Origin of the sequence: Pigmentiphaga soli (genome assembly GCF_039541095.1) — a bacterium.
Lineage (GTDB): Bacteria > Pseudomonadota > Gammaproteobacteria > Burkholderiales > Burkholderiaceae_B > Pigmentiphaga > Pigmentiphaga soli.
Genome location: NZ_BAABFO010000006.1, coordinates 82982 through 105889 on the forward strand (window position 1 = coordinate 82982; position 22908 = coordinate 105889).

Consider the following 22908-nt stretch of genomic DNA (forward strand, 5'->3'; position numbering starts at 1 on the left):
CGAGGACTCTCCAGTTGTGGGCGCCCGACGGCCCGTTGACATCGCCTGAGGTCCTGGACGGACCTTCCCGGACCGGCCGGCATCCCCGAAGGGGCTGCCGCGCAGCGGGCGGGATCACGTGCCGCAGACTTCGTCCGCCCCGGCTGGCGGGGCATGTCGAGGACAGAAGGCGGCTACAGGCGTACCCTGAAAGTGACCGGATTGTAGGAAGGCCCTTCGGCAGAGGTCAACCGTAAATTTGGATGGTCCGTCCCCGAAATCGGGGCGATGTTTCTACCGGCAAAGCCGGTGCCGCACCCTGTTTTCCGTATGTGGAAAGATCAAATTAAGTAAGCACTAACTAATAAATCGCCGAAAAAATGTTTGGATACACATGTGGAAATGTGGCAAATGCCGCATAATCCCCCGCCTTTTCCACGTTTTGCCTACCGATATCCAGCCCGAGACCTGCCGTGAAATACCGCGACCTCAGAGATTTCCTGCGCCAGCTCGAGGCCGGCGGCCAGCTCAGACGCATCGCCACGCCGGTGTCGGCACGCCTGGAAATCACCGAAATCAGCGATCGCGTGCTGCGCGCCGGCGGCCCCGCACTGCTGTTCGAGCACGTATTGCACGCCGACGGCCGGCGCGCGCAGATGCCCGTGCTGGCCAATCTGTTCGGCACGCCGGGCCGCGTCGCGCTGGGCATGGGCGCCGACGACGTGGCCGCGCTGCGCGACGTGGGCGAACTGCTGGCTTCGCTGCGCGAACCCGAGCCGCCGCGCGGCTTCAAAGACGCGCTGGCGAAGGTTTCGATGCTGAAGTCGGCCCTGTGGGACATGGCGCCGCGCGAAGTCCGCAGCGCGCCGTGCCAGGAGGTCGTGCTCGAGGGCGACGCGGTCAACCTGGCCCGGCTGCCCATCCAGCACTGCTGGCCCGGCGACGTCGCCCCGCTGCTTGCCTGGGGGCTGGTGGTCACCCGCGGGCCGCAGCGCAAGCGCCAGAACCTGGGCATCTACCGCCAGCAGCCCATCGGGCGCAACAAGCTGATCATGCGCTGGCTGGCGCACCGGGGCGGCGCCCTCGATTTCCGGGAACACGCAATGGCCTATCCGGGCCAGCCCTTTCCAGTGGCGGTCGCGCTCGGGGCCGACCCCGCCACCTTGCTGGGCGCGGTCACGCCGGTTCCCGACGCGTTGTCGGAATACCAGTTCGCCGGGCTGCTGCGCGGCGCGCGCACGGAAACCGTACGCTGTCTGGGCAGCACGCTCGCCGTGCCGGCATCGGCCGAGATCGTGCTGGAAGGCCACATCCTGCCTGCCTCGGATCCGCGCGCCGCGGCGCCCGCCGCCTTGCCGCCGGGCACGCCGCCAGCGCCCGACACCGGCTACGAAATGGCGCTGGAAGGGCCCTACGGCGACCACACCGGCTACTACAACGAGCAGGACTGGTTTCCCGTGTTCACCGTGGACCGCATCACGATGCGGCGCGACCCCATCTACCACTCCACCTACACCGGCAAGCCGCCGGACGAGCCGGCCGTGCTGGGGGTGGCGCTGAACGAAGTCTTCACGCCGCTGCTGCGGCGGCAACTGCCCGAGATCGCCGATTTCTACCTGCCGCCCGAGGGCTGCAGCTACCGGCTGGCGGTGGTGTCGATCCGCAAGCAGTACGCCGGCCACGCCAAGCGGGTCATGTTCGGCATCTGGAGCGTGCTGCGCCAGTTCATGTACACCAAGTTCATCGTGGTGGTGGACGACGACATCGACGTGCGCAACTGGGCCGACGTGGTCTGGGCGATCACCACGCGGATGGACCCGGTGCGCGACACGGTGCTGGTGGACCGCACGCCCATCGACTACCTCGACTTCGCTTCGCCAGTGTCGGGCCTGGGCGGCAAGATGGGGCTGGACGCCACCAACAAGTGGCCCGGCGAGACCGAGCGCGAATGGGGACGGCCGATCGCGATGGACCCGGCCGTCAAGGCGCGGGTGGATTCGATCTGGGACGAACTGGGGCTATAGCGCCCTGGCGGCGGCGCGACCGGGCGGGATCGGACTTCACCGCCTGCCACACCCGCCAGGCCTGCCAGGCGCCCACCCCGAGCCCGCCCAGCTTCAGCAGCCGGAACGCGCCGCGCAGCGGCAAGCGCGCCAGCAGCATCGAGGCGGCCGACGACAGGATGGGATAGCGCCGCACCAGCCGCCAGGCGCGGAAGGCGGTGGTCAGCGCGCCTTTCGACCCCACCCTCGAAGAAGCCTTGGACATTACCGAACGCAGCAGATTCGACGGCGACAGCGCGCTGCGGACGCGGCCGACGTGGGCGGCGAATTCTATGCGCTCGATCGACGCGCGCGCCAACAGCAATTCCTTGCGCGCCTGCATGCGGGGGGTGCTCATGATCCGCTCCGTCCTGCCGGCTCGTCGGATACCGCGGCCAGCATGGCCCGGTCGCGCTCGAGTTCGGCCAGGGTTTCTTCGAAGGCGATCGGCGAACCGGCCGCCTGCTTGCGCACCGCCAGCAGCATGCCGATACCCAGCACCAGGTATACCAGGCCGACGATCGTGATGGCGTGCAGGCGGTAGGAGGTATCCCAGAACAGCACGACCAGCAGGAACGAGAACATCAGCAGGCCGAGGGTCAGGCACAGCAGGCCGGCCAGGGCCAGCAGCAGCATGCCCATCAGCCGCGACTTCTCTTCCGCCAGCTCGATGGAGATGAGCTCGAGCCGGGTGCGGAGGATGCCGACCACGGTGGCCGACAGCGCCCGCAGCGATCCGAGCAGGTTGGAGGGGCTGGACACGCGCGTACCGCTCAGCGGCGGCTGTTGACGAGCAGGCCGGCCAGGAAGCCGATCGCCGCCGCCACGCCGATCGCCCGCCAGGGGTTCTCGTGGACGAAATCGTCGGTAGCGCGCGCCGCCACCTTGCTGCGCTCGTATACCGAATCCTGCACGTCGTACAGCGTTTCCTTGGCCCGCTTGAGCGAGCCGAGCGCCCTTTCGCGCAGTTCCACCGCGCGGTCGCCGGTGCTGGCGGCCGCTTGCCTGAGCAGGTCTTCGGCATCGTTCAAGACGACCTTCACGTCGGTGATGAGCTTTTCCTTTCCGGCTGCAGACATATGCGGCTCCTGTGCGAGAGTTGTCATTCTTACAACGATGATAGCAGCCTGGTCTTGCTGCACAAGCGTTGGTCGGCCCCGGCACATCATCGGGTAACACCTGCAACGCGACACTTGCATCCCCTGCGGCGAAAGAAGCGTCGCAGGAAACGTGCCAGGCCTGGCGTCGGCACCTGCGGGCGGGAGCCAGGCGGTACGGTGCGTGCCCTCATTGTCCGGCCAGCCACGCGATCAGCCGGTCGTTGAACGGGTCGACCTGGCGCGCGTTGGGATCGTTGACCAGGCTGGCGACCAGGTAGCGCCGACCGCTGGCACCCGTCACGTAGCCGGCCAGCGCATGCACGTCGCGCAGCGAACCGCTCTTCAGGTGGGCCTCGCCCGCCGCGGCGGTGTTCTGCAGCCGGCGCCGCACGGTGCCGTCGACCCCGGCGATGCCGAGCGAGGACACGAATTCCGGCATCACCGGCGAACGCCACGCGGCCGCCAGCAGCCGCACCAGGCTGGCCGCCGAGATGCGGCCGTCGCGCGACAGCCCCGAACCGTTGTCGAGCACCAGTTCGGGAAACGCCAGCCCGCGCGCGGCCAGCACTTCCTGCACCGCCTGCCCGCCGCTGGCCACGGTGGCCGGCCCGGGTTCGCGCGCCGCGCCGATGTCGAGCAGCAGCATGCGCGCCATCACGTTGTTGCTGAATTTGTTGATGCGGCGGACGATGTCGCCCAGCGGCGGCGAGGCGTGGCTGGCGAACGGCACGGCGTCGAGCGGCACCTGCCCCTGCCGGATGCGGCCGTCGAGCGTGCCGCCCATTTCCTCCCACAGCGTGCGGAACACCGCCTCGGCATGCGCCGGCTGGGTCAGCGCCAGCCGGTACAGGTCGAATTCGCCGCAGTTGCCGGCCACCGTGCCGGAAATCCGCAGCGACACGCCGCGCGAGGTCAGGAAGGGTTCGGTGCGCACCGACGGCGAGCCGGGGCACGGCGTGTCGGACCACGCCGGCGCGCCTTCCAGCCTGACGCCGGGCAGCGGCGGGTCCATCGCCACCCGCCAGCGGCGCGCCGCGAGGTCGGGCATGAACAGCAGCCGCACCGCGCCATAGCCCACCATCCAGGCGTCGGGGCTGGCGTTGTAGGGGCGCGTGGGGTCGCCATCGAAAGCGCCGGTGTCGATCTCGACCTTGCCGAACACGGAGCGGTCGACCACCAGTTCGGGAATGCGGCGTACGCCCCGCACGCGCAATTCGCGCAGCAGCAGCCACAGGTCTTCCAGCTGGAATTGCGGATCGCCGCCGGCGCGCAGATAGAGCGGCCCGGACAGCGAACCGTCGGCCAGCCGGCGGGTGCCGGGCTCGACCATCAGGTCGGTGCGCCAGACGTGGGCCGGCCCGAGCGCGTCGAGCGCAGCGAAGGTGGTGACCAGCTTCATGACGGAAGCCGGGTTGCGCGGCTGGTCGGGCTGCACGCCGATCAGGCGGTGGCCGTCGGTATCCTCCACCACCAGGGACAGCGACTCGTCGGGCAGGCCGGTGGCGGCCCAGTCCGCCGCCAGGTCGGGCGGCAGGCCCTGCGCGGCGGCCGCGGCGCAGGCCAGCAAGCCCAGCAGCGCCAGCAGCCCGGGCCATCCGCCGCGCCTGTGCGGGCGGCCGCGCCGCCTTCGATCTTCGTTAGCGTATCCGGATTCCGTGCCTGCTGCGCTCGCCACCGATATCTCCTTCCGCCTTGCCAAAACAGGCAGAGGATACTGGAGCCCACCCCTACGCGCTTCGCGCGCAAGGAGAAGGCCCACCCCTACGCGCTTCGCGCGCCCCTCGAGGGGCGATGCGGGCGGACCGGCGGAGCCGGATCCGCCGCATCCTGAAGGGGCGGCGCAAGTTCATGCGCGTCGTAGGAGCTTCGTTAGCTCTGCAGGGAGCCTTGGTAGCGCACCAGGAGTTGGCGCATGTGCTCGACCGAGCCGCGCAGGGCGTCGGTGGCGCCGGCCAGGGCCGATACCGAGGACGCGGTGCGCTCTACTTCGTGCGAGATGTCTTCCATGCTGGTGGCGACTTCCTGCGAGGCGGCCGATTGTTGCTGCAGCATGTCGGAAATGTCGCGCGAGCGGTCCACCACCAGCATGGACGACGAGCGCACGCGCTCGAAGAAGCCGGCGCTTTCGCGGATCTGCGTGCCGCTGCGCTGCACCGATTCGACCGCGTCCTGCATGGAAGCCGCGGTGCTGGTGGCGAACTGGGTGATGGCCTGCAGCGCCCGGGCGATGTCGTCGGTGCTGCCGGCGGTGCGGTCCGACAGCGTGCGCACCTCTTCGGCCACCACGCCGAAGCCGCGGCCGTTCTCGCCGGCGCGGGCGGCCTCGATCGCGGCGTTGAGCGACAGCAGCCGGGTCTGGTTGGCGATCTCGCTGATGGCCTGGGTCACGCCGGAAATGGTGGACACCAGCGCGTGCAGCGAACCGATCTGGTCGTTGGTGCGGCCCACGGCCTCGGCCACCGACGAGGTGCCGCGCACCGATTCGCCGATCTTGCTTTCGGCGGTGTCGACCTCGGACAGCGCCGACTGCGACAGCGACAGCGCCGTGGCGGTGTGCTGCGAGGCCTCGCGGATCGCCACGCTGGTCTGCTCGACCGCCGCCGCGATGCGGGTCAGGCGGTCGCGCTGCTCTTCGATGACCCCGCTGATGGCCCCGATCTCGCGCGTGACGCTGTCGGCGCCGGCCTCTACCGAGGCCGCCACCTGCAGCACGTCGCACAGCGTGGCGCGCAGGTGGATGCGGGTGGCTTCGATGCGCATCGGCAGCCCGCCGAGATCGAACTGGTGCTTCTGGATCGATTCGGTCAGCACGCCCTGGCCGATATGGTCGAGCGCGCGGCCGGCGCGCGCCAGCGGCAGCGAGATGCGGGCGCGCCACGCCGCCGCGCCCAGCGCCACCAGCGCCGCCTGGCCCACCGGCCAGCCCCAGTGCGGCAGCAGCCAGCCGCCCACCGCCACCGCGATGGTGGCGGCGGCGATGCCCACCGCCCAAGGCGCCAGCGAATGGCGCCGGCCGGGCCGCGGCGTGGCCGGGAAGGCGGCCTTGCCGGCGGCGATGTCGGCGTACAGCTTGGCGGCCTGCTCCACTTCGGCCCGCTGCGGCGCGCTGCGCACCGACATGTAGCCGACCAGGCGGCCGTTTTCGTGCAGCGGCGTGACGTAGGCCTCCACCCAGTAGAAGCCGCCGTCTTTCGAGCGGTTCTTGACCAGGCCGCGCCAGGGCTGGCCGCGCTTGATCGTGGCCCACAGGTCGGCGAAGGCCTGCGGCGGCATGTCGGGGTGGCGGACGATGTTGTGCGGCTGGCCTTCCAGTTCCTCGCGGGTGAAGCCGCTGATCTCGACGAAGGCGGGATTGGCGTAGGTGATGCGGCCGGACAGATCGGTACGGGTGACGATGGGGCGGTTCCTGTCGACGAAGCGTTCGAGCGACGTGACCGGCTGGTTATTGCGCATGATCTGGTTGTTATCGGAAAAGCAGTGCGTTATCGGAAACAACGCATGGTTGACGGCAGTAAAGCAGATTTATTTAGAAGAATATGGTCCCCGAATATGGCCCCCCGGGCGCTTCGCGCTCCCCCAGGGGGCGACGCTGGCGGACCGGCGGAGCCGGATCCGCGGCGTCCCGGGTCGGGGCAGAGGCTCGCGGGCCGGGTCTCGCGAGGCACGGGGAGCACTACAATGCCGGGGAACCGTGCGCCCGCGCTGCGGCGCAGCAGCCATCTACCGGAGAAGCCCGATGAAGACCAAAGCCGCGATCGCCTGGAAGGCCGGCGCCCCGCTCACCATCGAAGAAGTCGACCTCGAAGGCCCGCGCGCGGGCGAGGTGCTGGTCGAGATCAAGGCCACCGGCATCTGCCACACCGACTACTACACGTTGTCGGGCGCCGATCCGGAGGGCATCTTCCCGGCCATCCTGGGCCACGAGGGCGCCGGCGTGGTGCTCGAGGCCGGCCCCGGTGTCTCCAGCGTCAAGGCGGGCGACCACGTCATCCCGCTCTACACGCCCGAATGCCGCCAGTGCAAGTTCTGCCTGTCGCGCAAGACCAATCTGTGCGGCGCGATCCGCGCCACCCAGGGCAAGGGCCTGATGCCGGACGGCACCTCGCGCTTCTCGCTGGACGGCAAGCCGCTGTTCCACTACATGGGCACCTCGACCTTCTCCAACTACATCGTGGTGCCCGAGATCGCGCTGGCGAAGATCCGCGAAGACGCGCCGTTCGACAAGGCCTGCTACATCGGCTGCGGCGTGACCACCGGCGTGGGCGCGGTGGTGTTCAGCGCCAAGGTCGAGGCTGGCGCCAACGTGGTGGTGTTCGGCCTGGGCGGCATCGGCCTGAACGTGATCCAGGGCGCGAAGATGGTGGGCGCCGGCAAGATCATCGGGGTCGACCTGAACCCGGCGCGCGAGGCGCTGGGCCGCCAGTTCGGCATGACGCATTTCATCGACCCGAAAGAGGTCGGCAACGTGGTCGACCACATCCTGCAGCTGACCGACGGCGGCGCCGACTACAGCTTCGAATGCATCGGCAACACCGCCACCATGCGGCAGGCGCTCGAATGCTGCCACAAGGGCTGGGGCCAGTCGTACATCATCGGCGTGGCGGCTGCCGGCCAGGAGATCTCCACCCGGCCGTTCCAGCTCGTGACAGGCCGTGAATGGAAGGGTTCGGCCTTCGGCGGCGCGCGCGGCCGCACCGACGTGCCCACCATCGTCGACTGGTACATGGACGGCAAGATCAAGATCGACGAACTGATCACGCACACGCTGCCGCTGGAGCGCATCAACGAAGGCTTCGACCTGATGAAGCGCGGCGAGTCGATCCGCTCGGTAGTGCTGTATTAGGCCCCCCCTGCGCGCTTCGCGCGTCCCCCAGGGGCGACGCTGGCCGACCGGCGGAGCCGGACCGGCGGCGTCCTCGATGGACCCGGGCAGTTTTCCAATGCATTCGCATCGATGAGGATCAGGATGCTCGAGTTGCTGAGCGAACATCGCTGCTTCGGCGGCAGCCAGCGTTTCTATCGGCACCCGTCGGCGGAGATCGGCCTGCCGATGCGGTTTTCGGCTTTCGTGCCGAGCCGCGCGGCGCAGGGCCGCGTGCCGGTGCTGTTCTATCTGGCCGGGCTGACCTGTACCGAAGAGACCTTCATGATCAAGGCGGGCGCGCAGCGCTTTGCCGAGCGCCACGGCATCATGCTGGTGGCGCCCGATACCAGCCCGCGCGGCGCCGGCATCCCGGGCGAGGCCGACAGCTGGGACTTCGGCGTGGGGGCCGGGTTCTACGTCGACGCCACGCAGGCGCCGTGGGCGGCCAATTACCGGATGGACAGCTACGTCACGCGCGAGCTGTTCGGGCTGGCCACCACCGAACTGCCGGGCGACGCGGGGCGCGCCGGCATCTTCGGCCACTCGATGGGCGGCCATGGCGCGCTGGTGCTGGCGCTGCGCAACCGCGACCGCTACCGTTCGGTGTCGGCCTTCGCGCCGATCGCCGCGCCCGCCACGTGCCCGTGGGGGCACAAGGCCTTCGGCAACTACCTCGGCCCCGACCGCGATGCCTGGGAAGCGTACGACGCCAGCGCGCTGATGCGCCGCAGCCGCGCGCCCTTCCCCGGCGGCATCCTGGTCGACCAGGGGCTGGCCGACGGCTTCCTGGCCGAACAGCTGCGCCCCGAGGCCTTCGAAGAAGCCTGCCGCCAGGCCGGCCAGCCGCTCACATTGCGCCGGCACGAAGGCTACGACCACGGCTATTACTTCATCTCGACCTTCATCGAAGATCATCTCGCGTTCCACGCGCGGGCGCTGGGCGCCTGACGGGGCCAGAGGGTGGCCCCGGCCTGCGGTCTCGCCATGGCCCGGCGTCCTCATCCGCCAGCTCGACAGCCGGCTGGAGCGCCTGCGCGCCGCCGTCGCCAAGCGCGTGCGGCCGGGCATCCCGCAGCGGGACATCAACCGTCCGCCAGCCGCCGCGCCTCGCCGGCGCAATATTCAGCCAGCGTGTCGACGAACAGCCGCACGCGCGGCACCAGGAAGCGCGCCGGCGCGCAGGCCGCGTAGGCGGTGCTGGCGTCCGACAGCCAGTCGGGCAACAGGCGCCGCAGGCTGCCGTCGGCCACCGCGTCGCCCACCACGTAGCGTGGCAGGTAGGCCACGCCCAGGCCGGCCTGGGCGGCGCGCAGCAGCGCCGTGCTGTTGTTGGCCCGCATGAGCGGCCGCACCTTCAGTTCGACCGCACGCCGGCCTTTGCGCAGCGGCAGCGCCGGCCAGTGGGCGGGGCCCTGGAACGACAGGAAGCCGTGCCGCCGCAGGTCGTCGGGCTGGCGCACCGGCGGCGCGCCGTCCAGGTAGGCGGGACTGGCGTACAGGCCCCATTCGATCGGCATCAACGCGCGCGCCTGCAGGCCCTCGGGCAGCTCGCGCGCGATCACCACCGCCACGTCCAGTTCCTCCTGCCGCGGATCGACGATGCGGTCGGTCAGTTCCAGGTCGGCCTGCACGTGCACGTTGCGGCCCACGAATTCGCACAGCGCCGGCGCCACGGTGCGGTTGCCGAAAGTGACGGGCGCCGCCACCCGCAGGTTGCCGGCCGCCTCGTCGGCGTACTGGCGCACGAAGGCGTTGGCGCTGCGCTGCTCGGCCAGCAGCCGCGCGCAGTAGTCGTAGTAGGCGCGGCCCACTTCGGTCACGTCGATGCGGCGCGTGGTCCGCCGCAGCAGCGTCACGCCCAGGGCTTCCTCCAGCCGCGCCACGTCCTTGCTGACGGCCGATTTCGACACGCCCAGCGCGGCGGCGGCGCGGGTGTAGCTCATGGTGTCGACCACCCGGGCGAAGGCGGCCATGCAGGCGAGCTGCTCGATGGCGTTCAACTGTCCGCTCCTGGAAACAATAATGGCATTTTATCTGCCATCGTTCTTGGCCTTCCCAGGCCGATGATACGTTGCCCCTCACGCGCCGCGCCCATCGCGGCGGCCGGCACCGTGCCGGCGGCGATGCGCGGCGGGCACTTTCGAGGAGCTTTTCATGCAGCAGACGCTCAGCCAGAAAATCCTGGCCCGGGCCGCCGGCCGCGCCCATGCCGACATCGGCGACTTGCTGTGGGCCAAGGTCGACGTGCTGATGTCGAACGACCCCTGTATGCCGGGCGTGGCCGGCATCTTCAAGCGCGAATTCGGCGCCGCCGCCAAGGTGTGGGACGCCGGCCGCTTCGTCATGATCCCGGACCATTTCATCTACACCGCCGACCCGCTGGCCAACCGCAACGTGCGCCTGATGCGCGAGTTCGCCGCCGAGCAGGGCATCCGGCATTTCTACGACGTCGGCACCCCGGGCTACCGCGGCGTCTGCCACGTGGCGCTGGCCGAGGGCGGCCACGACCGGCCGGGCGAGGTGCTGCTGGGCACGGATTCGCACACCGTCACCGCGGGCGCCTTCGGCACCTTCGCGATCGGCGTCGGCAACACCGACGCCGCCTTCGCGCTGGGCACCGGCACGCTGCCGCTGAAGGTGCCGGACACCATCCGCGTCGAACTGCATGGCCGCATGCCGCCGGCGGTCATGGCCAAGGACGTGATCCTGGAGGTGATCGGCCGCCTGGGCGTGGCCGGCGCCACCTACATGGCGCTCGAATTCGGCGGCGAAGCGGTCGACGCGATGACGGTGGAAGAACGCATGACCCTGTGCAACATGGTGGTCGAATGCGGCGCCAAGAACGGCATCATGGCGCCCAACGCCGCCACGCTGGACTACCTGCGCGCGCGCACCGACGTCGGCTTCGACGCGCTCGAGCCCGACCGCGGCGCCGCCTATGCGCGCGTGCTGGAGATCGACGTCGGCGCGCTGCGCCCGCGCGTGGCCAGGCCGCACGCGCCCGACAACGTGGAAGACGCCGACCGGCTGGGCGACGTGCGCCTGGACCGCGCCTACATCGGCTCGTGCACCGGCGGCAAGCTGGAAGACTTCGTGGCCGCCGCCCGCGTGCTGCGCGGCCGGCAGGTGGCGGTGCCGACCTTCGCCGTGCCGGCCACCAAGGAAGTGCTGCACGGCGTGATCACCACCCGCATCGACGGCGAATCGGTGTACGAGATCCTGACCGGGGCCGGCGTCTCGCTGTCGTCGGAGCCGAGCTGCGCGGCCTGCTGCGGCGGACCGGCCGACACCTTCGGCCGGGTCGATGCGCCGCAGGCCGTGATCTCCACCACCAACCGCAATTTCGTCGGCCGCATGGGCCACAAGCAGGCCCGCATCTACCTGGCCTCGCCGTACACCGTGGCGGCCTCGGCCATCGCCGGACGCATTGCCGATGCCCGGCCTTACTTCGAAGGGAGCGCCGCATGAACGGCAGGATCATCCGCGGCCGGGCCTACGTGCTCGGCGACCACATCGACACCGACCAGATCATCAGCGCCGAACACCTGAAGCTCGACCCATCCTCGCCCGACGGCTATGCCGGGCTGGGCCGGCTGGCGATGTGCGGACTGCCCGACGGCTTCCCGCCCTTCGTCGACCCGGCCTCGGGCACGTCGCCCTACGCCATCATCGTCGCCGGCGACAACTTCGGCTGCGGCTCGTCGCGCGAGCACGCGGTGATCGCGCTCGGCGCGGCCGGCGTGCGGGCGGTGGTGGCCCGTTCGTACGCGCGCATCTTCCTGCGCAATTGCGTGTCGACCGGCGAACTGCTGCCGGTCGGCTGCGCCGCGCGCCTGAACGAGGCCGTGCGCACCGGCGACGAGATCGCGGTGTGGGTGGACGAACGGCGCGTGGGCACGCCCGACGGCCGGGTCGACGCGCCCATCGAGCCGGTGGGCGAACTGGCCGGCATCGTCGAGGCCGGCGGCCTGTTCGCCTACGCCCGCGCGGCCGGCAGGATGCCGGCCCGCGCCGGCTGACGGCCGGTTCCGCCGCGGCGGTCCGGACGCCTGCCAGGCCGCCGGGCGGCGCCGTCAGAAGGTGGTGCGCAGGCCCACGCGCACCGCGCGGCCGCCCAGCGGCGCGATGTCGCGCAGGATGGAGGTCGCCGTGCGCGCTTCGCGGTTGGTCAGGTTGTCGCCGCGCAGGTAGACCAGCGAGTCCATCCCCTTCCAGCGGAAGTGGTAGGTGACGGCCGCGCCCACCAGGGTGTAGCTGCCGGTCTCGGTGTCGCCGGAGGGCACGTGCTTCTGTGCCGCCACGTAGGACACGTCGACCCGCGCGCCCCACGGGCCGCTGCCGTATACCAGCGAGGAGCCCAGCCGCCACGGCGCCAGCCGGGGCAGCGCCTCGCCGGTGTCGCGGTTGACCCCGCGCACCAGGTCGCCGCGCAGTTGCAGGTCGAGCTTGTCGGCGCCGGACAGCAGGCCGCGCGCGAGCGGCGCGCTGCCCTCGGCCTCCAGCCCGTATATCTTGGCCGGCACGCCCAGGTAGCGGTATTCCGGCAGCGAATCGGGCGTGCCCGGCGCGACCAGTTCGCCGTCCTCGTCGCGGATGTTGCCGGTGGACGCCAGCGCCAGGTAGTTGCTGAAGCGGCTGTAGTAGACCGACACGTTGCCGCGGTAGTCGCCGCGCTGCATGCGCAGGCCGAGGTCCAACGAGACGGCCTTCTCCTTCTCGGCATTCGGGTCGCCCAGTTCGTAGGTGCCCGTGGCCACGTGCGGACCGTTGGCGAACAGTTCGTAAAAGGTCGGCGCGCGCTCGGTGTAGGCCAGGCTGCCGGTGGCGGTGAGGTCGGAATTCAGCTTGTACAGCAGGCCGGTCGACAGGCTGCCGGCGGTGAAATCGCGCTTGGCGTCGGAGAAGCGCGGATTGCCGCCGGCGCTGGCGTCGACGCTGGCGTGTTCGGCCCGGCCGCCGAAGTTCAGTTTCAACCGGTCGGTTTGATCCAGCGGCAGTTCCTCGAACAGGAACAGCGCCGCGGTGTCGGTATCGGTGGACGGCACGAAGGCCTCCTCGCCCAGCGCCGAGAAGGTGCTGTGCGTGAACTCGGCGCCCAGCACGCCGCTCATGCGCCCGATGGGCGCGTGCTGCGCCTCGATGCGCGCGTCCCAGCCGCGGTTCTTGAAGGTGGTGCCGACCTCGCCGTCTTCGATTTCGCGGTGTTCGTAGTCGGTGTAGTTGAGCTTGCCGCGCAGCGTGCGGAAGAAGCCGTCGCCGCCGCCCAGGTTGCGCGCCTCGCCTTCCAGCGCGAAGCGGTCCTGCTTCATGTCGATGCGCACGTCTTCTTCTGCCACGGTGCCGTAGTTGGCGCGGTAGCCGTTGTAGCTGGCCCCCACGTAGCCGTCGTCCCAGGTGTAGGAGCCACCGACCGCGCCGCCGTTCTGGCGCGCGCTGCTGTTGGGCAGGCGGCCGTAGGGTTCGCTTTCGCCGGGCTCCAGCGGCTCCTCGCCCCGCAGCCGGGCGCTGCGCGCGTAGCCGGGGATGTGCAGGTCGCTGGTTTCGCGGTGGAAGGCGTCGGCGTGGATGGCGATGCTGCCGTTGCCGGCCTCGACCTTGGCGCTGCCGCCGCGCTCGGCGTCGGCGCCGCCGCCGGTCAGGTCGACCGCGCCGTGCACGCCTTCCACCGGATACTTCGGCACGCGGTTGTCGATCACGTTGACCACGCCGCCCAGCGCGCTGCCGCCGTACAGCAGGGCGGCGGGACCGCGCACCACCTCGACCCGGTCGACCGCCAGCGGGTCGATCGGCACCGCGTGGTCGTAGGACAGCGCCGAGGCGTCGAGCGAGGCGCCGCCGTCCTGCAGGATGCGGATGCGGTCGCCGTCCATGCCGCGGATGACGGGCCGGTTGGCGTTGGGGCCGAAATAGCTGGACGACACGCCGGGCATGCCATCGAGCGTGTCGCCGAGCGAACTGCCGCGCCGCACCGCGAGGTCGTCGCCGTCGAGCGTCGACACCGCGGGCACGAGGTCGATCAGGTCGCTGCCGAGCGGGTTGGCGGTGACGACGATGCCGCGCAGCGTGGGGCCTTGCGCGGCGGCCGGCTGGGTAGCGGCGGGCGTGGTGCCGACGGGCGCGGTCTGCGCCGACGCGGCGGCATGGAAGGCGAGCGCGACGGCCGCGGCGAGCGGCGTCAGTCGCGAAGAGGGCGAGAAATACATGGGATGGCCTCGAAAGTGCGATGGACGTCGCACGCGAGGCCGGACGGCCCGCGTGCGGGATTACGACGACGTGCTGTCCATCGCGGGCGGGGCGCGGGAAAGGAAGCGGCGCGGCGACGCCAGGTCGGGCTGACGCGCCGCGGTAGAAGCCACGGCCATGCCGCACGGCGGCCGCAAAGCGGGTTCGGAGGTAACGACCGGCGGCCCGCTGTCGAAGGTGGCGCCGTCGAATAGCACACAGGAATGCTCGTCACCGCCCAGCCAGGGCGTCCATTCGTGCTCGGCGCCGGCCTGCCCCGCGACAGCGATCCCGGCCGTGCCGCCATGGCGCACCTGGTGGGCCAGCCCGGCGAACTGCGCAACCAGCAGCGCCGCCGCCAGCAACCCGCCCAGCCAGAGGCGGGCCTGGCCAGGGCGGCGCAGCCGGTTCATCGGGGTCGCGCGGGGCGGCATGGCGAGTGGAAATCCTTAGGAAAGCAGCGGCGGATCGGATACCCGTGGAACCGCGAGTCGGCTACTGTACCAGTTCTGCAACAAGGTTGCATCAGCTATCCATGGCGCTGCGCCCCTCCCTGACGCATGAAACTGCGCCATCCCGTCCAGGATGCGGCGGATCCGGTTCCGCCGGTCCGTCCGCATCGCCCCTCTAGCGGCGCGCGAAGCGCGTAGGGGCGGGCCTCAATCGAACTGCAGCGTGAAGCGCGTGCCCCGCTGCGCGCCCTCCGTCCGCGAACTGACGGACAGCCGCCAGCCGTGCAGGTCGCACACCCGCTTGGCGATCGCCAGCCCGAGCCCGCGCCATGCCGATTCGGCCTCGCCGCCGCGCCGGTCCTTCAGGCGGCCGCGATAATAGCGCTCGAACAGGAACGGCAGGTCGGCCGCCGGGATGCCCGGCCCGTCGTCGGCGAAGGACAGGCCGCCGTCCTCCATCCGGATCGTCAGCGTGGCCGGCGCCGCATGGTCGATGGCGTTGCGGATCAGGTTGCGCAGCACGATCAGCAGCCCGTAGCGGTCGAGACTGGCCACGGCGTCGCGCGGCACTTCGTCGACCAGTCCCAGCCCCGCGCGGGCGGCCTGTTCGCGCAGCCCGCTCCAGGCGTCGCCCAGGCATTCGGCCAGCACCACGGTTTCCTTGGGGCCGGGCTCGGCGCTGCTGATCGCCCGGGTGGCGTCCAGCGTGGCGGCGATCTCGTCGACGCTGCGGGTGATGCGCGCCAGCCGCTCGCGCACCGGCGCCGGCACATCGCCGTCGAGCCCGGCCAACTCGGCGTCGGTGCGGATGGCCGTCAGCGGCGTGCGCACCTCGTGGCTCAGGTTGGCGGAGAACTCGCGCTCGCGCGCGATCGAGCGGTCGACGCGGTCCTGCACGCGGTTGAAGGCCTCGATCAGGCGCCCCGCCTCGTCGTCGCGGTCGACCCGGATCACCGGCGCCCCGGGCGCCCAGCCGGCGATGCGGTCGGTCACCTCGACCATCGGGCGCACCACCCGCCCGGCCACCACCCGCGACAGGCAATAGCCGGCCAGCACGCAGGCCAGCCACAGGCCGACCAGGATCGCGCCGAAGCGGTAGACGCGCGCCTCGTTGGCGGTGGCGTCGTAGACGACGTACACGCGGCCGCCGCCGGCATCGGCCACCACCACGTGCCATACCTGCTCGCCCGGTTCGAGCTGGCGCGCGCCCAGCGGCATTCCGCGCAGCGGCGCCGGCAGCTCGGCCGGCTCGACATGGTTGGCCGCGTACCAGGCATGCAGGCTGGGGCCGAGCGAAATCTCGCCGTGGGCCGGCGGCTCGATCTCGTGGTTCTCGATCCGGTGCACCAGGCGGCTGGCCTCGGTCATCACGATCTGGTCGACCAGGGCGTCTTCCTGCTGCGCCAGCACCAGATACACCAGCACCGCCTGCAGCGCGACGAACAGCGCCACCGCGCCGGTCAGCGCCCACGTCACCCGCAGCCTGAGCGACCGGCGGGTAGACAGCACGCTGGACACGGCGGCCGACCGCGCGGGGGCCGGCGGCGCCTCGTGCCGCGGCGCGGCGTCCTCCCCGCGGCCCGGCGCGTTCACGCCGGCGCCCCCTTGCCCGCCACCAGCCGGTAGCCCTGGCCATGGACGGTGTCGAGCCCGTCGAAGCCGGCGTCGGCCAGCGCCTTGCGCAGCAGGTGAATCTGGCTGCGCAGCGCGTCGCGCTCGGGCACGTCGCCGCCCCACAGCGCGTGCTCGAGCTGGCTGCGCGGCACCACGCGGCCGGGGTCGCGGATCAGCGTTTCGACGATGCGGGCGCCCTTGGGCGTGAGCCGCACCGGGCGTCCGGCCACGCTGACGGTGCGGGTGCGGGCGTCGAAGGCCAGGTCGTGGAAGCGCCGCACCGGGTTGGCCACCTCGCCGCTGGCGCGCTTGAGCAGCGCGCGCACCCGCGCCTCGACCTCGGCCAGCGCATACGGCTTGGTCACGTAGTCGTCGGCGCCTTCGGAAAAGGCGGTCAGCTTCTGCCCCAGTTCGTCGCGCGCGGTCAGCAGCAGCACCGGCGTCGGCAGCGCCAGCTCGTTGCGCAGCCGGTGCAGCACGGTCATGCCGTCGGCGCCGGGCAGGCCGATGTCGAGCAGGATGGCGTCGAAGCCGTCGGTGCCCAGCCGGTACAGCGCGGACTGGCCGTCGTAGGCGGCGTCGACCACGAAGCCCTTGGCTTCGAAATAGGAATACAGGTTGGCGGCGATGGCCGCGTCGTCTTCGACGATAAGCAGGCGGGGATGCGGCTCGGTCATGGTCGGCCCGGAAGTGCGGCCCTGGGCCGCCGCGGCGGCCTGCGGGCTCCGAACCGCAAGTGTATGCCCGTTCGCGCCGGCGAATTGCGGTAAGGTCGCCCTTGCGGCGACGGTGCCGCGACAGGATGCTTCACGATGCGAAACCCATGCCGGACACGCGGCCGCGCGGCAACCCTGGCCTGCGCCGCCCTGCTGGCCGCCGTCATGGCGCGGCCGGCCAGCGCCGACGGCCCCGACGCGAACCCGGAAATCGACACCGGCCGCGTCGAGCGCCAGGCGCTCTATGCCCGCCGCCACATGGCCGTGACCGCCAATCCGCAGGCCACCCGCGCCGCCGAAGGCGTGCTCGACGCCGGCGGCAGCGCGGTCGATGCGGCGATCGCGGCGCAGATGATGCTGGCGCTGACCGAGCCGCAATCCTCGGGCCTGGGCGGCGGCGCCTTCATGATCGTCTATTCCGCCCGCGACGACGCCGTCGCCGTGATCGACGGCCGCGAAACCGCGCCGGCCGCCGCCGGCGGCGCGCGCTTCCTGCGCGGCGGCCGGCCCATGCCCTTCCCCGACGCAGTCGACAGCGGCCTGTCGGTGGGCGTGCCGGGCGTGCTGCGCGCGCTCGAGCTGGCGCACCGGAAATACGGTCGGCTGCCATGGGCGTCGTTGCTGCAGCCGGCCATCGACGCCGCCGAGCGCGGCTTCCCGGTGTCGCCGCGCCTGGCGCGGCAGATCGCCGGCAACCAGCGGCTGGCGCGCAACGCGGCGGCGCGCGCCTATTTCTACCGCGCCGACGGCCGGCCGCGCGCGGCCGGCGAGCGGCTGCGCAACCCGGCGCTGGCCGACACCCTGCGCCGGATCGCCCGCGGCGGCGCCGACGCCTTCTACCGCGGCCCCATCGCCGCCGACATCGCCGCCGCCGTCGCGCACGCCACGCCGCCCGGCGACATGACGGCGGCCGATCTGGCCGGCTACCGCGCCATCGAGCGCCCGGCGCTGTGCCGGCCCTATCGCAGCTATACCGTCTGCGGCGTGCCGCCGCCCAGCTCCGGCGGCATAGCCGTACAGCAGATGCTCACCCTCATGAGCCACACGCCGATCCGGCGGCTGGCGCCCGAATCGGCCGCGGCGGTCCATTATTTTTCCGAGGCCGGACGGCTGGCCTACGCCGACCGCGACCGCTACGTGGCCGATCCCGCCTTCGTCGACGTGCCCACCGATGCGCTGCTGGACCCCGCCTACCTGGCGCGCCGCGCCGCCCTGATCGCGCCCGATCGCAGCATGGGCCATGCCGAGCCGGGCGAGCCCGCGCCCGGGCTGCGCCAGGCCTACGGCGCCGACGACACGCCCGAGCTGCCGTCGACCACCCATCTTTCGATCGTCGACGACGACGGCAACGCGGTGGCCATGACCTCCACCATCGAGCAGGAATTCGGCAGCAAGCTGTTCGTGCGCGGCTTCCTGCTCAACAACGAACTGACCGACTTCGCGCTGTCGCCGGCCGACGACCAGGGCCGGCCGGTGGCCAACCGGGTCGAGGCGGGCAAGCGCCCACGCAGCGCGATGGCCCCCACCATCGTGCTGCGCGCGCCCGGCGCCGGACCGCGGCTGCGGCTGCTGGCGGGCTCGCCGGGCGGCAGCGCGATCCCGAACTACGTGGCCAAGATGCTGGTCGCCACGCTCGACTGGGGGCTCGACGTACAATCGGCGGCAGACCTGCCCAACATGGGCAGCCGCAACCACGCCACGGAACTCGAACGCGGAACGCCGCTCGAAACGCTGGCCCCGGCGCTGCAGGCGTTGGGTCATCGCATCAGCGTGCAACCGTTTCCAAGTGGCGTGCACGCCATCGAAGTCCTCGGCAACGGCCTGTTGCGGGCCGGCGTCGACCCGCGCCGCGATGGTGCGGCTGCCGGCCGCTGAGGCCGGCCCAAGGTCCGCACCGCTACATCTGGTATTACTTGTAGGGGGGCCGGTATCCTACCTGTCGTCTCGGCCTTCTAAAATCGAGGGCTGCGCCGATGCCCCCAATCGTGTCATCCGAAGAGGTTCCGTGACTGAGCTTTTCCTCCCTGCCCTGCGGGCATGCGCCTCCCGTCTGTCCGCCGCCGGGCTGGCGCTGGCCTGCGCGCTGACCGCCGCCGCCCCCGCCCGGGCCCAACAGGCCTTCGATTTCTACGATCTTTCGCAACGCGCCAAGAGCATGGCCGGCGAAAGCTACAAGGCGCCCGCCAGCACCCTGCCCAAGGAACTGCGCGACCTGAAGTTCGCCGAATACCAGCAGATCCAGATGCGCCGCGAGAAGTACTACTGGGCAGGCAGCAAGACGCCGTTCCAGCTGGTCTTCAACCACCAGGGCATGTACTTCGACCTGCCCGTCAAGGTCAACGTGGTCGATGCCGAAGGCGTGCATCCGGTCAAGTACGACCCGGCCGATTTCGATTTCGGCGGCCGCAAGCTCGACCCCAAGCTGCTGCAGGATCTCGGCTTCGCCGGCTTCCGGCTGCTGTACGCGCTCAACGACGGCGGCAAGCGCGACGACGAGCTCGCCTCCTTCCTGGGCGCCAGCTATTTCCGCATGGTGGGCAAAGGCCAGGTCTACGGCGCCTCGGCGCGCGGCCTGGCGATCGACACCGCGGTGCCCTCGGGCGAGGAATTCCCGCGCTTCGTCGAATACTGGATCCAGCGGCCGTCGTCCGCCGACAAGCACATCGTGGTGTTCGCGCTGCTCGATTCGCGGCGCGTCACCGGCGCCTATCGCTTCACGATCACGCCCGGGGAAGACACCACCGTGCAGGTGCGGTCGCGCATCTTCCTGCGCGAGCCGGTCGCCAAGCTCGGCCTGGCGCCGATGACCAGCATGTTCCTGTACGGCACCAACCAGCCGCCGACCGGCCCGGTCAACTTCCGTCCCGAGCTGCACGATTCCGACGGCCTGTCGTTCCACGCGGGCAACGGCGAATGGCTGTGGCGGCCCCTCAACAACCCCAAGCGGCTGGCCACCAGTTCGTTCTCGATCGAGAACCCGCGCGGCTTCGGCCTGATGCAGCGCGGCCGCGAATTCGAACGCTACGAAGACATCGACGACCGCTACGAGCTGCGCCCCTCGCTGTGGATCGAGCCCGAAGGCGACTGGGGCAAGGGCCGGGTCGAACTGGTCGAGATCCCCACCGCCGACGAAACCAACGACAACATCGTCGCCATGTGGGTGCCCGAGACGCCGCCCAAGCCCGGCGAGGCGTTCGACGTCAACTACGCGATGCGCTGGACCCGCGGCGACGCGAAACTGATCGGCCCCGGCCTGGCGCGGATCGAGCAGACCCGCCGCTACGCCGGCGAAACCAAGGGCGCCGACATGATCCGCCGGCCCGACGGCAGCACCGCCTTCCTGATCGATTTCAGCGCGCCGGCCGACGCCGCCGCGCCCGCCCGCAAGAAGGCCGCGTCCAAGCAGCCCGATCCGGTGTCGCTGAGCTTCTCCACCAACGGCAACGCCGACGTGCTCGAAAACAGCCTGCGCCGCAATCCGGCCACCGGCGGCTGGCGCGTCACGCTGCGCATCAAGGTCAAGGATCCCACCCGGGCGGTGGAAATGCGCGCCGCGCTGGTCAGCGGCCAGACGCCGCTTTCCGAAACCTGGAGCTACCAGGTGCCCGCCAATGAAACCGCTGAATAAGGCCGACGCGGCCCCGCTGGCCGCGGCCGACCCGGCGGCCGAGGAACTGTGCCGCGCCTACGGCCCCGAACTGGCCGACAGCGGCGTGCTGGGGCACGACGCCGACGGCACGGTGCGCATCGCCTCGACGCCGCCGCTGCGGCGCACGTCGATGGTGCCCGAACCGTGGATCACCAATCCGCTGGTGCGCGGCTGGCGCCTGCTGGCCGGCAGGAAAGAGCGCGCCGCGCGCAAGGCGCAGCGGCTGGAGGCGCCGCCCAAGCCGCGCTGGCGCTCGGCCGGCCAGGCGCGCCGCATGGCGCTGCTGGTGCTGGTGCTGGCGCAGACCTCGGTGGCCACCTGGTACATGAAGGCGGTGCTGCCCTACCAGGGCACGCAATGGCTGGAAAAAGCCATCCTGCTGCTGTTCGCGCTGCTGTTCTGCTGGGTGTCGGCCGGCTTCTGGACGGCGCTGATGGGCTTCCTGCAATTAATGATCGGCCGCGACAAATACAGCATTTCGGCCACCGTGGCCGAGAACGTGCCGATCGCGCCCGACACCCGCACCGCGGTCGTCATGCCGATCTGCAACGAAGACGTGGCGCGCGTGTTCGCCGGCCTGCGCGCCACCTTCGAATCGGTGGCGCGCACCGGCGAGCTCGACAAGTTCGACTTCTTCATCCTCAGCGACAGCTACAAGGCCGACATCTGCGTCGAGGAACACCGCGCCTGGGTCGAGCTGTGCCGCGCGGTACGGGGCTTCGGCAAGATCTTCTACCGGCGCCGCCGGCGGCGCGTCAAGCGCAAGAGCGGCAACATCGACGACTTCTGCCGCCGCTGGGGCTCCAGCTACGACTACATGGTCGTGCTCGACGCCGACAGCGTGATGAGCGGCGAATGCCTGCGCCGCCTGACCGTGCTGATGGACGCCAACCCCGCGGCCGGCATCATCCAGAGCGCGCCGCGCGCCTCCGGCATGGAAAGCCTGTACGCCCGCGTGCAGCAGTTCGCCACCCGCGTCTACGGGCCGTTGTTCACCGCCGGCCTGCACTTCTGGCAACTGGGCGAATCGCACTACTGGGGCCACAACGCCATCATCCGGCTCGAGCCCTTCATCCAGCACTGCGCGCTGGCGCCGCTGCCCGGCAAGGGCAGCTTCGCCGGCGCCATCCTGTCGCACGACTTCGTCGAAGCCGCGCTGATGCGGCGCGCCGGCTGGGGGGTATGGATCGCCTACGACCTGCCGGGCAGCTACGAGGAATTGCCGCCCAACCTGCTGGACGAGCTGCAGCGCGACCAGCGCTGGTGCCACGGCAACCTGATGAACTTCCGGCTGTTCCTGATCAAGGACCTGCATCCGGTGCACCGCGCGGTGTTCCTGACCGGCGTGATGTCCTACCTGTCGGCGCCGCTGTGGTTCCTGTTCCTGGCGCTGTCGACCGCGCTGCTGGCCGTGCACACGCTCACCGAGCCGCAGTACTTCGTGGCGCCGCACCAGCTGTTCCCGATCTGGCCGCAATGGCACCCGGAAGAAGCGCTGGTACTGTTCTGCTCCACCGCGGTGCTGCTGTTCTTCCCCAAGATCCTGAGCGTGCTGCTGGCCTGGGCGCAGGGCAGCAAGGGCTATGGCGGCCCGGGCAAGCTGCTGTCGAGCATGCTGCTGGAAGTGCTGTTCTCGATGCTGCTGGCGCCGATCCGCATGATCTTCCACACCCGCTTCGTGGTGGCGGCCTTCCTGGGCTGGTCGGTGCAGTGGAAATCGCCGGCGCGCGTCAACAACGAAACCTCGTGGCGCGAGGCGCTGCGCCGCCACGGCCTGCAGACGCTGCTGGGCGTCTGCTGGGGCGCGCTGGTGGCCTGGCTCAACCCCAACTTCCTGTGGTGGATGGTGCCGATCCTGTCCTCGCTGCTGCTGGCGGTGCCGCTGTCGGTGCTGTCGAGCCGCGTGAGCCTGGGCCGCGACGCCTACGAGGCCTCGCTGTTCCGCATCCCCGAGGAAACCGACCCGCCGCTCGAGCTGCGCGCCACGCGCTTCTACGACAACGCCAACCGGCAGCAGACCCCGCCGCGCTTCGTCGACGCCTTGCGCGACCGCGCGGTCAACGCACTGGCGCGCGCGATGGCCACCGGCCGGCACCGCCCGGTGCCGCTGATCGAACGCAGCCGCGCGGCACAGCTCGAACAGGCCCTGCAGGCCGGCCCCGAGCGGCTGCCCGAGCCGCAGAAGCTGCGCCTGCTGGACGACCCGGTGGTGCTGGGCCGCCTGCACCTGGCACTGGAATAAGCCCCTCTCTCCAGGGCCCCGCTACCAT

18 protein-coding genes are annotated in these 22908 nt (G+C 70.8%); 8 read left to right on the top strand and 10 right to left on the bottom strand.

Features of this window, described 5'->3' with window-relative positions:
* Positions 1–452 precede the first annotated feature (452 nt).
* Positions 453–2003 carry a UbiD family decarboxylase gene (locus ABD927_RS07895; RefSeq protein WP_345248056.1) on the top strand — a complete coding sequence of 517 codons (1551 nt, stop codon included), beginning with the start codon at positions 453–455 and terminating at the stop codon, positions 2001–2003.
* On the opposite strand, the gene ABD927_RS07900 is transcribed toward ABD927_RS07895, so the two are convergent.
* From ABD927_RS07900 to ABD927_RS07920, 5 genes are all read right to left on the bottom strand, one after another.
* Positions 1960–2379, bottom strand: a complete 420-nt coding sequence (locus ABD927_RS07900; RefSeq protein ID WP_345248058.1) for a hypothetical protein — start codon at positions 2377–2379, stop codon at positions 1960–1962. The two genes, ABD927_RS07895 and ABD927_RS07900, sit on opposite strands and share 44 nt — an antisense overlap.
* Positions 2376–2783 carry a phage holin family protein gene (locus ABD927_RS07905; protein WP_345248060.1) on the bottom strand — a complete coding sequence of 136 codons (408 nt, stop codon included), beginning with the start codon at positions 2781–2783 and terminating at the stop codon, positions 2376–2378. The genes ABD927_RS07900 and ABD927_RS07905 overlap by 4 nt, the downstream gene beginning before the upstream one ends.
* An 11-nt stretch (positions 2784–2794) precedes the next feature.
* Positions 2795–3100, bottom strand: coding sequence for an ElaB/YgaM/YqjD family protein (locus tag ABD927_RS07910; protein WP_345248062.1), 306 nt, complete (start codon positions 3098–3100; stop codon positions 2795–2797).
* Positions 3101–3308: 208 nt separating this feature from the next.
* A complete protein-coding gene (gene dacB / locus ABD927_RS07915) occupies positions 3309–4796 on the bottom strand; it encodes a D-alanyl-D-alanine carboxypeptidase/D-alanyl-D-alanine endopeptidase (RefSeq protein ID WP_425570213.1) in 1488 nt (495 codons plus the stop codon).
* Between the two features lie 194 nt (positions 4797–4990).
* Entirely contained in the window at positions 4991–6574 is a 1584-nt protein-coding gene (locus ABD927_RS07920) for a methyl-accepting chemotaxis protein (protein WP_345248064.1), read from the bottom strand.
* Positions 6575–6857: 283 nt separating this feature from the next.
* Here ABD927_RS07920 and ABD927_RS07925 point away from each other — a divergent pair, with 283 nt between their 5' ends.
* Together ABD927_RS07925 and fghA are read left to right on the top strand one after the other, a co-directional pair.
* Positions 6858–7964 carry an S-(hydroxymethyl)glutathione dehydrogenase/class III alcohol dehydrogenase gene (locus ABD927_RS07925; RefSeq protein ID WP_345248066.1) on the top strand — a complete coding sequence of 369 codons (1107 nt, stop codon included), beginning with the start codon at positions 6858–6860 and terminating at the stop codon, positions 7962–7964.
* A 117-nt stretch (positions 7965–8081) separates the two neighbouring features.
* On the top strand, positions 8082–8933 hold the full coding sequence (gene fghA, locus ABD927_RS07930; RefSeq protein WP_345248380.1) for an S-formylglutathione hydrolase: 852 nt from the start codon (positions 8082–8084) through the stop codon (positions 8931–8933).
* 134 nt (positions 8934–9067) lie between these two features.
* Here fghA and ABD927_RS07935 read toward each other — a convergent pair whose 3' ends face one another.
* Positions 9068–9985 (bottom strand): LysR family transcriptional regulator, encoded by a 918-nt coding sequence (locus ABD927_RS07935; RefSeq protein ID WP_345248068.1) that lies wholly within the window; start codon positions 9983–9985, stop codon positions 9068–9070.
* 154 nt (positions 9986–10139) lie between these two features.
* Between ABD927_RS07935 and ABD927_RS07940 the strand changes: the two genes are divergently transcribed.
* Together ABD927_RS07940 and ABD927_RS07945 are read left to right on the top strand one after the other, a co-directional pair.
* Complete coding sequence (locus ABD927_RS07940) at positions 10140–11453, top strand: 3-isopropylmalate dehydratase large subunit (RefSeq protein ID WP_345248073.1); 1314 nt, start codon at positions 10140–10142, stop codon at positions 11451–11453.
* Complete coding sequence (locus ABD927_RS07945) at positions 11450–12004, top strand: LeuD/DmdB family oxidoreductase small subunit (protein WP_345248075.1); 555 nt, start codon at positions 11450–11452, stop codon at positions 12002–12004. The genes ABD927_RS07940 and ABD927_RS07945 overlap by 4 nt, the downstream gene beginning before the upstream one ends.
* A 54-nt stretch (positions 12005–12058) precedes the next feature.
* Here the strand turns inward: ABD927_RS07945 and ABD927_RS07950 are convergent, their stop codons facing one another.
* The 4 genes from ABD927_RS07950 to ABD927_RS07965 all read right to left on the bottom strand — a co-directional run bounded on the left by ABD927_RS07950 (position 12059) and on the right by ABD927_RS07965 (position 16950).
* The gene (locus ABD927_RS07950; protein WP_345248078.1) at positions 12059–14188 is read right to left on the bottom strand and encodes a TonB-dependent receptor; all 2130 of its coding nucleotides are present in this window, start codon (positions 14186–14188) and stop codon (positions 12059–12061) included.
* Positions 14189–14248: 60 nt separating this feature from the next.
* On the bottom strand, positions 14249–14641 hold the full coding sequence (locus tag ABD927_RS07955) for a hypothetical protein (RefSeq protein ID WP_345248080.1): 393 nt from the start codon (positions 14639–14641) through the stop codon (positions 14249–14251).
* A gap of 225 nt (positions 14642–14866) precedes the next feature.
* On the bottom strand, positions 14867–16165 hold the full coding sequence (locus ABD927_RS07960) for a sensor histidine kinase (RefSeq protein ID WP_345248382.1): 1299 nt from the start codon (positions 16163–16165) through the stop codon (positions 14867–14869).
* A gap of 83 nt (positions 16166–16248) precedes the next feature.
* Complete coding sequence (locus tag ABD927_RS07965; RefSeq protein ID WP_345248082.1) at positions 16249–16950, bottom strand: response regulator transcription factor; 702 nt, start codon at positions 16948–16950, stop codon at positions 16249–16251.
* 135 nt (positions 16951–17085) lie between these two features.
* Here ABD927_RS07965 and ggt point away from each other — a divergent pair, with 135 nt between their 5' ends.
* The 3 genes from ggt to mdoH all read left to right on the top strand — a co-directional run bounded on the left by ggt (position 17086) and on the right by mdoH (position 22880).
* Positions 17086–18864 carry a gamma-glutamyltransferase gene (gene ggt, locus ABD927_RS07970; RefSeq protein ID WP_425570214.1) on the top strand — a complete coding sequence of 593 codons (1779 nt, stop codon included), beginning with the start codon at positions 17086–17088 and terminating at the stop codon, positions 18862–18864.
* Between the two features lie 130 nt (positions 18865–18994).
* Complete coding sequence (locus tag ABD927_RS07975) at positions 18995–20617, top strand: glucan biosynthesis protein G (protein ID WP_345248084.1); 1623 nt, start codon at positions 18995–18997, stop codon at positions 20615–20617.
* A complete protein-coding gene (gene mdoH, locus ABD927_RS07980) occupies positions 20601–22880 on the top strand; it encodes a glucans biosynthesis glucosyltransferase MdoH (protein ID WP_345248086.1) in 2280 nt (759 codons plus the stop codon). The genes ABD927_RS07975 and mdoH overlap by 17 nt, the downstream gene beginning before the upstream one ends.
* The last annotated feature ends 28 nt before the right edge of the window (positions 22881–22908 follow it).

What these genes read in the sequence shown, in the direction of transcription:
- ggt (WP_425570214.1), top strand. Translation starts at nt 17,086, where the DNA reads ATGCGAAACCCATGCCGGACACGCGGCCGCGCGGCAACCCTGGCCTGC.
- ABD927_RS07900 (WP_345248058.1), bottom strand. Translation starts at nt 2,379, where the DNA reads ATGAGCACCCCCCGCATGCAGGCGCGCAAGGAATTGCTGTTGGCGCGC.
- ABD927_RS07925 (WP_345248066.1), top strand. Translation starts at nt 6,858, where the DNA reads ATGAAGACCAAAGCCGCGATCGCCTGGAAGGCCGGCGCCCCGCTCACC.
- ABD927_RS07940 (WP_345248073.1), top strand. Translation starts at nt 10,140, where the DNA reads ATGCAGCAGACGCTCAGCCAGAAAATCCTGGCCCGGGCCGCCGGCCGC.
- ABD927_RS07965 (WP_345248082.1), bottom strand. Translation starts at nt 16,950, where the DNA reads ATGACCGAGCCGCATCCCCGCCTGCTTATCGTCGAAGACGACGCGGCC.
- ABD927_RS07955 (WP_345248080.1), bottom strand. Translation starts at nt 14,641, where the DNA reads ATGCCGCCCCGCGCGACCCCGATGAACCGGCTGCGCCGCCCTGGCCAG.
- ABD927_RS07920 (WP_345248064.1), bottom strand. Translation starts at nt 6,574, where the DNA reads ATGCGCAATAACCAGCCGGTCACGTCGCTCGAACGCTTCGTCGACAGG.
- ABD927_RS07945 (WP_345248075.1), top strand. Translation starts at nt 11,450, where the DNA reads ATGAACGGCAGGATCATCCGCGGCCGGGCCTACGTGCTCGGCGACCAC.
- ABD927_RS07910 (WP_345248062.1), bottom strand. Translation starts at nt 3,100, where the DNA reads ATGTCTGCAGCCGGAAAGGAAAAGCTCATCACCGACGTGAAGGTCGTC.
- mdoH (WP_345248086.1), top strand. Translation starts at nt 20,601, where the DNA reads ATGAAACCGCTGAATAAGGCCGACGCGGCCCCGCTGGCCGCGGCCGAC.
- ABD927_RS07950 (WP_345248078.1), bottom strand. Translation starts at nt 14,188, where the DNA reads ATGTATTTCTCGCCCTCTTCGCGACTGACGCCGCTCGCCGCGGCCGTC.